15 protein-coding genes are annotated in these 14,052 nt (G+C 40.7%); 8 read left to right on the top strand and 7 right to left on the bottom strand.

Annotated features, from left to right (window positions below; translation table 11 throughout):
* Nucleotides 1-123: 123 nt before the first annotated feature.
* Complete coding sequence (gene impL63 / locus CH365_RS01440; protein ID WP_100767015.1) at nucleotides 124-1,800, top strand: cytoplasmic membrane protein ImpL63; 1,677 nt, start codon at nucleotides 124-126, stop codon at nucleotides 1,798-1,800.
* Nucleotides 1,801-1,813: 13 nt separating this feature from the next.
* Here the strand turns inward: impL63 and CH365_RS01435 are convergent, their stop codons facing one another.
* The 4 genes from CH365_RS01435 to CH365_RS01420 form a co-directional block, all read right to left on the bottom strand.
* Entirely contained in the window at nucleotides 1,814-2,560 is a 747-nt protein-coding gene (locus CH365_RS01435) for an RsmE family RNA methyltransferase (RefSeq protein ID WP_100766823.1), read from the bottom strand.
* Between the two features lie 6 nt (nucleotides 2,561-2,566).
* A complete protein-coding gene (locus CH365_RS01430) occupies nucleotides 2,567-3,085 on the bottom strand; it encodes a zinc ribbon domain-containing protein (protein WP_425268527.1) in 519 nt (172 codons plus the stop codon).
* A 5-nt stretch (nucleotides 3,086-3,090) separates the two neighbouring features.
* The gene (gene fcpB, locus CH365_RS01425; protein ID WP_100766822.1) at nucleotides 3,091-3,915 is read right to left on the bottom strand and encodes a flagellar-coiling protein FcpB; all 825 of its coding nucleotides are present in this window, start codon (nucleotides 3,913-3,915) and stop codon (nucleotides 3,091-3,093) included.
* Between the two features lie 125 nt (nucleotides 3,916-4,040).
* On the bottom strand, nucleotides 4,041-5,336 hold the full coding sequence (locus CH365_RS01420) for an AAA family ATPase (RefSeq protein ID WP_100766821.1): 1,296 nt from the start codon (nucleotides 5,334-5,336) through the stop codon (nucleotides 4,041-4,043).
* Between the two features lie 81 nt (nucleotides 5,337-5,417).
* Here CH365_RS01420 and fliN point away from each other — a divergent pair, with 81 nt between their 5' ends.
* Nucleotides 5,418-5,933 carry a flagellar motor switch protein FliN gene (gene fliN / locus CH365_RS01415; RefSeq protein WP_100766820.1) on the top strand — a complete coding sequence of 172 codons (516 nt, stop codon included), beginning with the start codon at nucleotides 5,418-5,420 and terminating at the stop codon, nucleotides 5,931-5,933.
* Nucleotides 5,934-5,979: 46 nt separating this feature from the next.
* Here the strand turns inward: fliN and CH365_RS01410 are convergent, their stop codons facing one another.
* The 3 genes from CH365_RS01410 to CH365_RS01400 are packed head-to-tail and all read right to left on the bottom strand — an operon-like array spanning nucleotide 5,980 to nucleotide 8,352.
* Entirely contained in the window at nucleotides 5,980-6,909 is a 930-nt protein-coding gene (locus CH365_RS01410; protein ID WP_100766819.1) for an SPFH domain-containing protein, read from the bottom strand.
* 9 nt (nucleotides 6,910-6,918) lie between these two features.
* Complete coding sequence (locus CH365_RS01405) at nucleotides 6,919-7,851, bottom strand: SPFH domain-containing protein (protein WP_100766818.1); 933 nt, start codon at nucleotides 7,849-7,851, stop codon at nucleotides 6,919-6,921.
* Nucleotides 7,852-7,881: 30 nt separating this feature from the next.
* Entirely contained in the window at nucleotides 7,882-8,352 is a 471-nt protein-coding gene (locus tag CH365_RS01400; RefSeq protein ID WP_100766817.1) for an NfeD family protein, read from the bottom strand.
* Nucleotides 8,353-8,424: 72 nt separating this feature from the next.
* Here CH365_RS01400 and CH365_RS01395 point away from each other — a divergent pair, with 72 nt between their 5' ends.
* From CH365_RS01395 to fliM, 6 genes are all read left to right on the top strand, one after another.
* A complete protein-coding gene (locus CH365_RS01395; protein WP_100766816.1) occupies nucleotides 8,425-8,862 on the top strand; it encodes a heme-binding domain-containing protein in 438 nt (145 codons plus the stop codon).
* A gap of 18 nt (nucleotides 8,863-8,880) precedes the next feature.
* The gene (gene argH / locus CH365_RS01390; RefSeq protein ID WP_100766815.1) at nucleotides 8,881-10,302 is read left to right on the top strand and encodes an argininosuccinate lyase; all 1,422 of its coding nucleotides are present in this window, start codon (nucleotides 8,881-8,883) and stop codon (nucleotides 10,300-10,302) included.
* Nucleotides 10,299-11,201 (top strand): peptidylprolyl isomerase, encoded by a 903-nt coding sequence (locus CH365_RS01385; protein WP_100766814.1) that lies wholly within the window; start codon nucleotides 10,299-10,301, stop codon nucleotides 11,199-11,201. The genes argH and CH365_RS01385 overlap by 4 nt, the downstream gene beginning before the upstream one ends.
* Entirely contained in the window at nucleotides 11,201-11,809 is a 609-nt protein-coding gene (locus tag CH365_RS01380) for a hypothetical protein (RefSeq protein WP_100766813.1), read from the top strand. Before CH365_RS01385 ends, CH365_RS01380 begins: the two co-directional genes overlap by 1 nt.
* A gap of 134 nt (nucleotides 11,810-11,943) precedes the next feature.
* Entirely contained in the window at nucleotides 11,944-12,927 is a 984-nt protein-coding gene (locus tag CH365_RS01375) for a hypothetical protein (RefSeq protein ID WP_100766812.1), read from the top strand.
* The gene (gene fliM / locus CH365_RS01370; RefSeq protein WP_020768525.1) at nucleotides 12,924-13,949 is read left to right on the top strand and encodes a flagellar motor switch protein FliM; all 1,026 of its coding nucleotides are present in this window, start codon (nucleotides 12,924-12,926) and stop codon (nucleotides 13,947-13,949) included. The genes CH365_RS01375 and fliM overlap by 4 nt, the downstream gene beginning before the upstream one ends.
* Nucleotides 13,950-14,052: the final 103 nt, after the last annotated feature.

Below are 14,052 nucleotides of genomic sequence, written 5' to 3'. Positions count from 1 at the left end.
TTTTCAACGCAAGGTTCTGGTAGAATCGGTAAGTCATTTAGATTCCACGTATTTGATACGATACTAGTGGTACTATTTTTGGATGAATTGAAATACGGTCCGGGGAGAAATTCCGGCTCAAATATGAAATTAAACTTTTTGAATTTATTTAGAAGATCTCTCATACTTCCGGGAATTCTACTTCTCACCTTTTATCTAGTACCTGGAGAAGAACTTGAGGCGCAACTCTGGATGCCCCCTGGCAGACAATATATGCAACCTCCTGATCCGTTTACATTCGATGCGGGGGTGAACAAGTTTAATAACGATTATTATCTATATCTTGCTCCTACCTTAAATTTGAATTTTGGGGGAGAATTCGGACTATCACTCACTGCTCCGATGAACTTTCTTGCGTACGATCAGGATCCTAAAGATCCAACCTTAAAAGTAGGAAGCATCCGTAAGATAGACTACGACCAAAAAAGTGATTATCTCAGGCTTATCAATAATATCTGGTACGGGACCTACGGGCTTTATAAACCGGGGGAGACAACCTTCTCTTTTTATGCTGGAAAACTTTTTGATGGGTATATAGGTCACGGAACGATCGTAAACCGTTATGTGAACAACCAAAGGATAGACATTTATAATGTGGGTCTGATGGCTGATTTTAATAACGATTATGGGGGAGTACAGGTATTCACAAACTCAGTTTACACTCATGAGATAGGTGCGGCAAGAGGATATGTTCGTCCATTTGCGATCGCATTCAAATTATTTGATCTATTTACAGGAAGATCCCAGTTGTTCGGGATGTTGCAGCTCGGACAAGGGAATGTAATGGATGAAGCCGGTAGAAAAAAAGTCTATGAAGAAGCTGGAGTAGATCCGGAAGACAGAGAGAAATATAGGGCCTTAGTAGAAGATCAAAAGACTCACCAGATGAGAGAAGAAATGATCCCTATCGAGAAAAAGCCTGAATCTCGTAAGGAAAAGCTAAAAGAGTTTTTTAATCAGGATAATTTTGCTAATAGATTCTCGATCGGATATACTACGGCATTCGACACAAAGGCTCCGACCCAACTTGCATTCGATACTACAGGCCGTTTACGTTTGGATTCCAATAATAATCCATTGGTAGAGCAGTCCGAAAAATTAGTCATCCAAGGTATGGACGCAGAATACAAACTCATCAGCACAAAGTATATAGAAATCACCCCATACTATGACGTAAACACGATCAAACTGCTGAATTCCAAAGGAACTCATACGGGAGCTATGTTTCGCTTTGGTGGAAAAGATATTTATGCTAAGATTAAACCTGAATACAGGAATATGGACGCAAATTATATTCCGATGTATTTCGATAGCTTTTACGAGATAGAAAGATACCAGTCGAATATAAATTCTCAACTACCAATGACAAAATTGGAAGCTGCTAAGCTCATGGATCCGGATGCGGCTAGACTGAAAGGATATTTCACTTCAGTAGTATTGAATTTTTACAGGATTTCAGTAGAAGCTAACTATGAGAATTATTCAGGACCGAATAACTCCAGGCTTTTCTTAGGATTGTATTTTCCGATCGGCTCCTTCTTCATGATTTCCGGATATTATACACGTAAAAACTTTGATCAGAACAAAGATGCATTCAAGGTAGATGATAATTCGGTCGGTGCGATAGAAGCCGCTCTGAATCTAGGATTTATTTCGATTAGAGTGCAGGATATCCGAAGATGGGTCTACGATAGCACATCGAATAGTTTCGTTGCCCAAGACGAGCAAAAGGTTTTATTCTCTAACTCTTTGTCCTTCTAATCTAAGCGAGGGTTCATGAGTTTTCCCATTGGGATAAAAAGAAGGACACTGCCTGTTCCGATCTCAAAACGGAAGAAGAAAGCCTTATCCCTGGAATATTTGATTTTCTGAATATTTCCAGTTCTGCTTTTGTCCAACCAGGTTCCGGTCCTACCAAGATAGAATATTCTTTTTCTGACATACGGTTAAACTTCTGGATGGATTTTCCTTTTTTATCCAAATAGAAAAAATTTCGGGAAGAAGAAGTTACTATTTCCGAAATGGACTGCTTCTTCTCAAAACTTGTTTTTTTGCCCGGAGGAATAAACCCGAGTTCTATATCTGGAAGAAAAATATTACCACCTTGTTCCATTCCTAAAATCAGTTTTTCCCTACGATTCTCCTCTTTCCAAACAGGGGAGGTGAGATATTCGGTTCTAGAAAGAGTAGCAAGTCTGAATTCCAGAGAATGTATTCCCCAGACGCCTGCAAGTTCCAGGATTTTCTCCACGGTAGGTGGTCTTTGTACGGAGACGATTAGATGAATAGCAGGACTTCTTCTTTTAGGTTGGAGAATGGGGATGTAAGATCCAAAAATTTCTTCAGAGGAAACTTGTAGAATTTTAAAGATCCCTAAACTAGTATTTAGGAGACCTGCTTTGATCTTATCACCTTTTTTCTTTTGCAGAATTTTCAGAATATGATTGATCCGATCCTTATTCAAGATCTTGAATTCCCCAGAATCTGCTTTCTGAGAGGGATCCAAAATAAGATAGTTCATAAAAGTTTAAATTTCTACTTGGGGAGCTTTATCGTCTTCTTCGTCGTGCGGGGTCGGAACGGAAGGCTCCTGTGTCTCAGGAGAATTCCAATTCGGAACGGAGTCATTCCAGCTTTGGGAAGAAAAGAAACAGGCTCTTGCGATCCCGATTAGGATCAGAATAAATAGAATATATTTTGCGAGTAGCGGACCAAATCCTGTACGATTTGGATCATTATAATTTTCGAATGATTGGGGACGATCACCAGGGTTTTGCCAACCGTAGGATTTGTTTTTTCCGAATTTGGATTTGATGGATTCGAATTTGTTTTCTAAGAATTGAAAAAATCCCCGTAATGAACGGGGACTCTGCGCTTTGGAGTCTCCTCCGGGGAGATCGTATCTTCCGCCTCTAAAACTGGCCGGGTCTTCCGGATCAAAAACGAAAGAATGATAACATCTAGGACACCGAACTGTCAGTTTTCCCAAATCTAAGGGAATCCTGAGTTCGGTGCCGCAGGAAGAACAAGGAAGAATATACCGCACTTAGCTTAGTATTTCAGGGATTCCTTGAGCGTGTTTACGTTCTCTTTGTAGTTCTCATTACCCAATTGGTCGTTATAATCGAAAATTTTGGTAAATAATCTGTCGAACGAATCCAAATGTTTAATGTAGAACGTCTTTTTGAAAGAGTTACGGATAGGGTGGGTCTTAGTATTTTCTACGTTAGCAAGAACGTATTTACCAACACCTTTTTCGCTAGGAGTTTCCGGACGATTCCACTCAGGATAACTGTTCTTTTGGTAGAAAAGTTCGATCTTGTCGTTATGTCCTGGTTGATCGTTCGGAGCCCTGTCGATGATCTCGGAAACCGATTTATCTTCGATCAGGAAGTTATTCTTATAAACTCTGCTGATAATTTTGCTGATCTTACGAGGAGGTTCCATTCTAGGATCAGGATCGTTGGTGTTCGGTCCTTCGAAATAGATTTCCATATATTTGGAAAGTCCACCTTGAACAACTTTACCTTGGCCTCTTTCCTCGTCCTTAATGAAATCGTAAACTTCTACACGGATGCAGTTGTTTGCTTGATCCTCTTGTGCGTTACTGTTGGAAGGAACACATTCATCATTGTTTGCTTTTCCTTTAAACAGAACTGTACGGAATGGAAGAATACGTACTTTCATTTTCATGAGTACTGTATGACGTTTCAGTCTTTCGTTTAGAGCTGTAACTCTTTGATCCAGACCTTTTTCCGTATCAAGGATAGCTGCGCCTACTTGAGCGTCTTCCTTCTTTTGGGCTTGGTTGTCTTGAGCGTTGAGTATGCCTGCGATTGAAAAAATTGCCAGGCAAAATGCGATTTTGCGTTTCATTGTACCCTATTTCCTTGGTCTCTTCTGCGTTTGGATTTCCCGAAAGTCGAGAATACCCTGTCTCTAGTATCGGTAAAATAGACTCCCGATTAAATCGAAGACTTACATTTTCGCACCGAAAACGTTTATTTTCCTGATTTTGAACTCGTTTCCAAATACAGTTCATAGGGGGGAGGAGTCGGTTTCAATCCTTTTTCGATCAGATTGGCCGCCCATCTCCTTTCCACAAAATCGCAAAAATCCCTTAAATCCCGGCCCGAATGCGATCCCAATCGTTGTGAAATTGTTAAACGCTCGGAATCCTGTAAATGTTTAGCATAATTTCCTAATATCGCAGCTCTTTCTTTTTCGTTAGGTAGGGGGAAGAATACGGATCGGTCAAATCTGGAAACCAAGGCCTTGTCCAGGTCCTGTTTTCTATTCGTTGCGCCCAGGGTGATCGATTTTTGTCCCCCTTCGAAGCCATCCAGTTTTCGTAATAATACGGATAGAATATTACGGGTGGCCTCGAATAGGCCGTCGTCCCTGGATCCGGCCAAGGAATCTATCTCATCTAAAAACAAAAGGCAAGAAGGGAATAGGGATGCCACGTCAAAGACATAAGCCATGTTCTGGGCGCTTTCCCCATAATATTTACTTAAAATGGATTCCACCGGTACATAGATAAGTGGGATCTCCGTCATACAAGAAATCACCTTTGCCATGGTAGTTTTTCCGACCCCCGGTTCTCCTTCTAAAAGAATTGCCCTTGGTTTTGTTCTTCCTGGGAATTTTCGGGTGAGTTTGGAAAGTTCTTCTAAGGTTTCAGGAGATTTAAGAGGAAGTATAATGGATTCTAAAATTTGCCTTTTGACATCTTCGTAACCTGCAATGGTCTCGAATGTCATCCAGTCTCCCTTCTTCTTGGCTTCGATTGGATCGAATACATCTATCCCAAGTCGGAGGAGCAATTCTTTCGGGTTCTGGACAGACTCTTGTTTGGAAAGTCTGAGATATTTGAATAAATCGATTGCGGAAAAAATTTCCTCTCTATGGAAATCTCCTTTTTTAGTGATCTCTATCTTACTTTGGTTTCTTCCCGAATAGAAACGGAACTTTGCATTGTCTAGAATATTTTTGGTTTCGAATAAATTCTCATTTAATGCCTGGAGGCAGACATACCCAGGCTCGAATGTATGGATCCGAAGATTTTCGATATGATTCCGAACGATCTGGATACAATCTAATAGTTGGCTTTTGTCTGCGCCTGGGATGGGAAATTCTATCCTAAGATCCTTTTTGTCTGGTACAAACGCAGGAAGTTCGGTATCCTTGACACCTAAACCTTTTAGCTCCGAATAAAGTAGGTTTTTTGCCTGGGTGAAATCCAGGATATTTCCGGAATTTCGGGGGACTGGAGTGGTCAAATCTTCAGGTTTCATTCTTTCTTACCTAGAATTTCTCTTGTATAATCTTTCGGTTCTGTCGAAGAATTTAGAAAGAACCTTTGGAGGCAAGTCCTAATGGGTGAAGGCTCCCTTTCACAAGACGATATAGACGCATTACTAACCGGGTCCAGTCCGGGAGGTGGGGGCGGCGGCTCTGCAGATTTTAATCTGAGCGGAGAATTAGATTCTCTATTAGGAGATTCCGGTGGGGCAGGTGCTTCTACTTCTCCAGCATCCGGGGGTGCTCCCTCCTTTGCAGATATTGCTGCGGCTTTGGGACCTTCTTCCACTCCTGCACCTCCGAAAGCAAGTACTCGTTCTAGTTCCGTTTCTTCCAACACTGCAAATTTAAATCTATTACTAGATGTAAATGTGGCTCTCACTGTGGAATTAGGTAGAACCAATATGTACATTAAAGATGTTCTAGGTCTGAACGAAGGTGCTGTGGTAGAATTAGACAATGCTGTCGGAGAAGATTTAGATATTTTAGCAAACGGCAAATTGGTTGGAAAGGGAAAACTGGTTTTATTGGATGATTATTACGGAATTCGAATTACCGAAATAGTAGATCCTTCCAGAAGAATGATCTAAATAGAATGTTCGTATCCGGAAGATTTCCGGATACGATCTCTTACTTTTAACCTTTTTTGTCTTCGCCGTTTCCTAAAACGGATTTCATCACCGATTTGAAATTCGAAAGATTTAAAGGAAGAACTAGTTCTGTTCCTTCCTGTCCTAATTTTTCTACTTCTTTAATAAATCTCTGAGCAATCCTAAGTTTTACTGCTTCTTTTCCACCTTTGGTTTTAATGGAAGCTGCTAATAGCTCGATCCCTTTTGCGGTAGCCACCGCGATGGATTCAATTTCGGAAGCAAGACCCTCCGCCTCATTGATTCTTTTTTGTTTTTCCCCTTCGGATTTATTGATGGCTTCTTCTTTAATTCCTAAGGAACGATTGATCCTTGCGTCTCTATCTCCTTCGGAGAGAGAAATTTGTGCCTTCTTGGTGATCTGTGCTTTTTTCTCTCTTTCCATCGCTTCGATAATGGATTTAGGAGGAGCAATATTTACGATCTCATAGCGATTTACTCGGACTCCCCAAGGTTCTGCAGCCTGGTCCAAAACTTCTAGGATCTTACTATTAATCACTTCCCTGGTTTCGAAAGTGGTGTCCATGTCCATGGTTCCTATAATAGCACGCATGGTTGTTTGGACTAGCTGAGTAACTGCAAAACGATAATCGTCGATCCCGTAACTGGCTTTTTGAGGGTCTATAACTCTTAAGTAAAGGATCCCATCCATTTCCACTTTCACATTGTCTTTGGTAATACAAGTTTGGGGAGGGACATCGATTGCCTGTTCTTTTAAGGTATGGTAATATGCGTCGTCGTCAATAAAAGGAATGAGTATATGAAATCCTGCATGAAGGGTTCTATTATATCTTCCTAATCTTTCTACGATAATACATTCCTGAGCAGATACGATCCTAACCGAACGATAGAGTTTATAAGAAATATAGAAGGCGAATCCGGCCCAAAATATCCATAAAAATAGATCTATAATCATTTTAGTTTCCTATTCCTTCCCCGAATCTAAGCCCGGAAATTTATTCGTTACTTTGGACAACCCTTCGAAAACTCCGACTACATTTGCCATCTCGATAGGAAGAACTGTAGTTTTTGCTTTTTGTAAAATTTCACCTAAACCGGAAAGATAATCTTCTGTGATTTGCAAATTGACTGCTTCTGTTCCACCTTCGGTTCCGCTGGCTTCTGCGATCATTTGGATCCCTCTGGCCTTAGCTTTTGCAATAAATTCGATCTCTTTTGCTTTACCTTCGGCTTCGTTTACTTTTTTGATCTTTTCCCCTTCGGAAAGATTGATTGCTTCCTGTCTTTCTCCCATGGAACGATTGATTCGAGCCAGTTTTTCTCCTTCCGAGATTGTGATCTCAGCACGTTTAACTCGTTCCGCTTTTACCTGTTCTTCCATTTCATGCAGGATTTCTTTAGGTGGGGAAATATTCTTGATCTCGTAACGAGTTACCTTGATTCCCCATGGGTCGGTCGCCTCGTCCAAGGCTCGAACCACATTCGCATTAATATCGTCTCTTTCTGAGAATGTATGGTCTAATACCAATTTTCCAATTTCGGAACGAAGAGTGGTTTGTGCTAATTGTATAGTCGCCATTCTGAAATTTTCAATTTCGTAGGATGCTTTGTAAGGGTCCATCACGCGAATATATAAAATTCCATCCACAAGAATGGACACATTGTCCTTAGTAATACAGGTTTGCGGGGGAATATCGATTGCGATCTCTTTTAAGTTCTGCTTGTATCGAATCTGGTCTATGATCGGAATTAAAAAATGAAATCCTGCATTGAGAGCACCTCTGAACACTCCCAATCTTTCCACTACAAAACTATAGTTTTGGGGGACCACGATACAGGTTTTCATGATCAAATAAATGATCCCGATAAACACTATTGTAAAAAATAAAGAAAACATTTCTTTAGTTTCACTCCTTATTCATTATGATTAAATTTCCGGAAGTTCCAAGGGTTCCACCACGAAGGTTAAATTTTCCCTTTCTAAAATTCTAACTCTTTTGCCAGCTTCTATTCTTTTGGATTTGCTGATCGCGTCCCATTCTGTTCCTTGGAATACGACTCTTCCACCTTTTCTTTCTACCAGTACATCTTTAGAAACGAGTACGATCCTGCCAGGTCCTTCTTCCGGATTTAAAATGGCTTTTTCCGAAGCGGAAGGAAAAAATTTTCGCAAGAAACTTGCTCCCAGCCAAATGAGTATTCCTGACAAGATTCCCCAGGCCAAAATCTGGGTCCAAAATTTCATTTCTATAAAATAAGAAACCGCACCAATAATACTAGCAGAAAGGCCCAAAAAGAAAACGAAGGTGCCTGGGATAAAAAGTTCGGCCACCATGAGAATGATCCCGGAGGCGATCCAAAGGTAAGAAAGGTTATGTCCGTCTTGTAAAAAGTCCATGGTTTTTAGGTTGAAGAAAGGGGAAAAATTCTATTTTCAAAAACATTCCCGTCCATATTCTTAGCGGGAGTGATGAGAAAAATTTGGATTCGTCTGGGAATTGGGCTACTAGTCGTATTCCTTGCTCTTCAGTTAATCCCCGTACAACCTCCGTTAGGAAAGAATACTAATGAAATCAAAACGGAAGAACGCGTCAAAAAGATTTTTCGAAAGTCTTGTTATGACTGCCATTCGGATTTAGTACAATGGCCTTGGTATTCCAAGGTTTTTCCAGTTTCTTTATATATCTCTCATCATATTGAAGAAGGCCGAGAAGAATTGAATTTTTCGGAATGGGAAACCTTAAAACCGGAAAAAAAGGCGGATCTGGCCGAAGAAATATTAGAAGAAGTAGAAGAAGGTCATATGCCTCCCAAGGATTATATTTTCCTACATTCCAATTCTAAACTGGATCAGGAAGAAATAGAAATTCTAAAGGACTGGCTCCAAACATTTGCGGAAAATCAATAAGGTATCGAAATCATTTTAATGAAAACACCTGAGGACAAGAGTGCTAAACTTTGGGGAGGAAGATTTAAAGAAAAAGCTTCTTCCATCATGGAAAGAATAGGAGAATCTATTTCTTTTGACCAAAAATTATATAAGGAAGATCTAGAGGGAAGTAGGGCACATGCCAAGATGCTTGCGAAGATGGGCATCTTAAACTCTACAGAATTAAAAGACATACTAGACGGATTAAATCAGGTAGAAGAGGAAATCGAATCCGGAAACTTCAAATTTAGTTCCGAGCTGGAAGACATTCACATGCATGTGGAATCCAGGCTTACGGAACTGAAAGGAGAAGTAGGAAAAAAATTACATACTGCCAGATCCAGAAACGACCAAGTCGCCCAAGACACGAGACTTTATGTAAGAAATAGGATCCAAGAAATTTTACTCCGTTTGGATTCTCTGAGAGAAGCACTCTACGAACAAGCCTCTAAAAATATAGATACAATCATTCCGGGATACACTCATTTACAAGTGGCACAACCGATCCGTGCGTCTCATTTTCTATTGGCTTATTTTTGGATGTTCACTCGGGATTTGGAATTTTTCGAATTCGCTAGTAAGACTTCGAATATTCTGGTGTTGGGTTCCGGTGCTATGGCTGGAGTGAATTACCAAAACGACAGAGAGTTTTTAGCTTCCGAATTAAAAGCGGATTCTATTTCTCCAAATAGTATGGATGGTGTTTCGAATCGGGATCATCTTCTTCAGTTTTTATTTGCCGCCGTTCAAACAATGTCCCATGCTTCTCGTTTTTGCGAGGATATCGTTCTATATTCTTCCCAGGAATTCGGTCTTGTAAAACTGCCTGATTCATTGACTACCGGGTCTTCTATCATGCCTCAGAAAAAAAATCCGGATATTGCTGAGCTTATCCGTGGGAAGTCCGCAAGGGTGGCGGGTAACTTAAATCATCTCATTGGGCTCTTAAAGGGATTGCCTCTTACCTACAATCGTGATTTACAAGAAGACAAGTTAGCTGTTTTTGATGCTGTGGAAACCGTTCTTTTAAGTTTGGAAGGTTTGGAAGCAATGGTATCCGAAATACAATTCAGACCAGAAAGGGGAGAAAGATCCCTGAAGGAAGGATTTGCCACTGCGACCGACTTGGCCGACTTCCTGGTGGGAGAAAAAAAAGTCCCGTTTAGAACAGCACATGAACTGGTCGGGAGACTTGTCTCTGAATGTGTGGAACGAAAAGAGAATTTATTCACAATCTCAGAAGAGGTTCGAAAAGGAATTTCTCCGTATTTTACAGGAGAAGAATATTCCAAGGCGGTGAGTTTGGAACTTTCTACAGACAAAAAATCGAGTTACGGTGGAACTTCCAAATCTAGACAATTAGAACAATTGGAACTCGCGAAACAATCTATCAAATCAATCCAAAGGAATACGAAATGAATTATCTGAATGTAAAATCGAAATCTAAGATCGGAATTATAGGATCTTTAGCATGGTTTACGATTTTATTATTTTCGTTTGCCTGTAAGGCAAATCCATATGCGGAACAAAGATATGTTCCGGAAGCATATAGCCCTGTCGAAGTGGTCGTCAAAAAAGAGGAAAAAACTCGTTTCCCTCTTCCTGAAAAACCGGCTATTTATGCACTTATCCAAACCACTCAAGGAGATATGCTTTTCGAATTATTCGATAAGGATGCTTCTAAAACTGTCCAAAACTTCATCGACCTAGCCCAAGGAGAGAAAGAATTCACTCTTCGAAATGGCCAACCTCAAAAAAGACCGTTCTATGATGGATTAACTTTCCATAGAGTGATCGAAGGTTTTATGATCCAAGGTGGATGTCCTTATGGAGACGGATCCGGGACCCCTGGATACAGATTCGCTGATGAGATCAATGCTGCGAGTTTAGGTCTGGATCAGGCTAAGATCGGTCAGTCCCAGTTTTATACAGGTTACTTGTACAGATACATTGGTGGTGAACTTGGTATCAGAAGCCAGAGAGAAGCTGACGAGAGAAGGGAAGAACTAGAAAGCAATTTAGAGAAAGCTAAAAATCTTTCCGTCATGGAAATCCTATATAGACTAGGCTATCGTTATAATAATGTAGTCAAAAGTAAAAAGGCGATCAAGGGAGCCTTGGCAATGGCAAACGCAGGGCCGAATACAAACGGTTCTCAATTTTTCATCAACCAAGTAGATACTCCTCATTTGGACGGATTGCATACTGTATTCGGGCAGATCGTCCAAGGTGCCGAGGTAGTAGATAAGATCATCGCTTCCGGAAACGGTAAGACTACCATCCGCAAAGTTTCTATTTACGATAAGAGGACAAAGTAATGAGTACTTCCCTGGACCAAAATCCACTTTTTCTTTCGGTGGCCCGAGAGATACAAGGTGCCGGATCCACGGGAAGAATATTAGAAAAACTTTCCGGATTGCAGGTGGATGATTCCAAAGGCCAAGAAATGTTCTCCGAGATCCGGAATAAAAAAGACACTGCTTGGGATTTTCGTTCCGTAGTGTCTCTCGTGCGCCTGATCCAACAAAATAGACAGTCAGTCAGCCATTCTTATGAAGAAGCAATGGCACGTTATAGCAAGGTAAACAACCTAACTGCAAAACGAAAGGCAAACGAGGAAGAAGTAAGACTCAAACAAACTCTTACGGATTATATCCTAAAAATAGAATCTAATTTCGAAAGAAACGACAGGGCAGACGAGTCCATCGTAAAGGAGATTACCCGATTTTTCGATAGTTTGGAATCTGCAGAAAAACTCTCCGAATCCAATATAGCTAGTTTGAATCTTTCTCCTAAATCCGTGGCTCAGATCGGGCCCATTTTGGAAAAATACGAGGAATGTTACCAAGAATATAGTAAGCTCAAACCTGTACTTGGTCGACTGATCCGAATTGCTGACTATATTATTGAAGACGCAGAAGGCTAAAGCTTTTCAGTTTCCTACATAATTTCCCGTATTTTTTAGTAGGTTTTGTCTCTTTTTGCCGAAATCTAAAATATAGCGCTATTGGCAACTAGGTCCGAAGTATCGGAACTAGGGACCAGGACTGAAATTTTAGAATGAAACGAATTCTGACCATACTGATTCTCCTAAGTGCATTCAGCCTTGGATCTTATCCAAACAGAAATGCAAGGGGAGAAGTTTCCGAAAATTATATCCAAGCCCAAGGGATCGTGGATATCAAACTTCCTAAAATGCAGTTTCGTGAAAAGGAAGCTATCTCTGCTGTACTTTCGGTTCGAAACACTGGAAATGAGGTCCTTCGGATCTTTCCATATGGAAAAGACCTTCGTTCTTTCCAAGTAATTGTAAGAGATGAAGACGGTAGAACAGTCACAAGAATCGAAGAAGAAAGAAGACAGGATCCTGTTTTAAGAAGAAGGAATAAAGTCGAGAACCTGGTAGGGGATGAAGTAAAAGAAATCATTCTACACAAGGACGAGACCTTCTCCAAAGAGATCCGAATTGATCATCTATACGAGTTAGAGCCAGGTAAAAAATATTTCGTAACCGCTTATTTCTATCCTAATATTTCAGAATACGGGGACCATTTCGTAAGATCCGAAAGCCATCCTTATTTCAGCGTAGAAGAACGCAAAAAAGATTGGGTGCTTCCCGGGGTTCCTTACCAAGATCCTGCGACCGACGGCCTCGAACCTGAAGAAGTGATCCATCTATTCTTAGGTGCTGAAAAGAAGAAAAACTGGAAACTCCATTTTAAATGGATCCATTTCCCGGAATACATACAAGCTTATGACAGATTTGCAAGGGATTGGCAACAATCGGAAGAAGCCGAAAAGGATTTTGTTCTAGAAGAATTCCGAAATTATCTAGCGGAAAACAGATCTGGTGTGTTACAATACTATAAGATCTTGGGAACGGAAAAGGTAAATTCTAATCTTTCCAAAGTGCGAGTTGCAGTGGAAAGAAGAGTGAACAAAGTCCCCGTTCGATATGAATACGAATTTACTTTGAGAAGAATGCCGGAAGAAACCGGAATGTTTTGGAAAGTAGCTAATTTACTAGCGAAGGTAAGAAAATGACCGAGATATTATCCCAAGACGAGATAGACGCATTATTAAACGCGATCTCCAGCGGAGAGGTGGCGGAGGATGAGTATTCTTCCGTAGGGGAACAGAAAAAGGTCAAAATTTACGACTTCAAACGTCCCGACAAATTTTCAAAAGACCAGATCCGTACTCTCCAGATGATGCACGAGACATTCGCTCGTTTGGCAACAACCGGACTTTCTGCTCAGCTCCGAGCCTTAGTTCATGTTCACGTGGCTGCTGTGGATCAGTTAACGTACGAAGAATTCATTCGTTCTATTCCGAATCCGACCACACTTGCGGTCATCAATATGGACCCGCTTAGAGGTTCTGCAATTTTAGAAATAGATCCTTCTATTTCCTTCACGATCATCGACCGTCTATTCGGTGGTAAAGGAGAGACTGCCAAGATCTCTCGAGAACTTTCCGAGATTGAGATGAGCGTAATGGAAGGGATTATCGTTCGTATCTTAGGAAACATGAGAGAAGCCTGGTCCACAGTGATCGACCTTCGACCTCGTTTGGGGAATATAGAAACGAATCCTCAGTTCGCTCAGGTTGTACCTCCGAATGACATGGTGGTTTTGATTAACTTAGAGACTAAGATCGGAGAGGTAGAAGGTCTTACCAACCTTTGTATTCCTTATATCACGATCGAGCCTATCATTAATAAGCTGTCCGCTCAGTACTGGTATTCTTCCATCCGTAAAGGTGAGTTGGATGAGAACAGAGCAATTATCCAAGAACGTTTGGATCAGGTGCAAATCCCTGTGATCGCAGAAGTGGGTTCCGTGGATATTTCCATTCTGGATTTTATGAATTTAACCGTAGGCGATGTTGTAAAATTAGAAAACACCACTACTAGATCGGACATGCTTGTAAAAGTAGGGGAACGCAAAAAGTTCAAATGCCTTCCTGGACGCGTGGGAAATAGACTCGCTATCCAGATCGGAGATAGAGTAGAAGACATTCCAGATGAATTACTTGGTTCTACTAGATCTGAGCAAGAATACTGATCTAAAAATTTCAAATGGAACTCTTAATTAAGATAAGAGTTTGATCATGGTATAAAAAAAGCAGGAGTTTTATCCCGCTTTTGTTTTTTAGAGAATAAGGAAA

The organism is Leptospira neocaledonica (genome assembly GCF_002812205.1).
In the GTDB taxonomy this organism is placed as follows: domain Bacteria; phylum Spirochaetota; class Leptospiria; order Leptospirales; family Leptospiraceae; genus Leptospira_B; species Leptospira_B neocaledonica.
This window is presented reverse-complemented; position numbering and strand designations above follow the sequence as displayed.

Excerpts from the sequence above, each read along its gene's own strand:
- fcpB (WP_100766822.1), bottom strand. The coding sequence starts at position 3,915 with ATGAAACGCAAAATCGCATTTTGCCTGGCAATTTTTTCAATCGCAGGC.
- CH365_RS01435 (WP_100766823.1), bottom strand. The coding sequence starts at position 2,560 with ATGAACTATCTTATTTTGGATCCCTCTCAGAAAGCAGATTCTGGGGAA.
- CH365_RS01385 (WP_100766814.1), top strand. The coding sequence starts at position 10,299 with ATGAATTATCTGAATGTAAAATCGAAATCTAAGATCGGAATTATAGGA.
- fliM (WP_020768525.1), top strand. The coding sequence starts at position 12,924 with ATGACCGAGATATTATCCCAAGACGAGATAGACGCATTATTAAACGCG.
- CH365_RS01395 (WP_100766816.1), top strand. The coding sequence starts at position 8,425 with ATGAGAAAAATTTGGATTCGTCTGGGAATTGGGCTACTAGTCGTATTC.
- argH (WP_100766815.1), top strand. The coding sequence starts at position 8,881 with ATGAAAACACCTGAGGACAAGAGTGCTAAACTTTGGGGAGGAAGATTT.
- impL63 (WP_100767015.1), top strand. The coding sequence starts at position 124 with ATGAAATTAAACTTTTTGAATTTATTTAGAAGATCTCTCATACTTCCG.
- fliN (WP_100766820.1), top strand. The coding sequence starts at position 5,418 with ATGGGTGAAGGCTCCCTTTCACAAGACGATATAGACGCATTACTAACC.
- CH365_RS01410 (WP_100766819.1), bottom strand. The coding sequence starts at position 6,909 with ATGATTATAGATCTATTTTTATGGATATTTTGGGCCGGATTCGCCTTC.
- CH365_RS01405 (WP_100766818.1), bottom strand. The coding sequence starts at position 7,851 with ATGTTTTCTTTATTTTTTACAATAGTGTTTATCGGGATCATTTATTTG.
- CH365_RS01400 (WP_100766817.1), bottom strand. The coding sequence starts at position 8,352 with ATGGACTTTTTACAAGACGGACATAACCTTTCTTACCTTTGGATCGCC.
- CH365_RS01375 (WP_100766812.1), top strand. The coding sequence starts at position 11,944 with ATGAAACGAATTCTGACCATACTGATTCTCCTAAGTGCATTCAGCCTT.
- CH365_RS01380 (WP_100766813.1), top strand. The coding sequence starts at position 11,201 with ATGAGTACTTCCCTGGACCAAAATCCACTTTTTCTTTCGGTGGCCCGA.
- CH365_RS01420 (WP_100766821.1), bottom strand. The coding sequence starts at position 5,336 with ATGAAACCTGAAGATTTGACCACTCCAGTCCCCCGAAATTCCGGAAAT.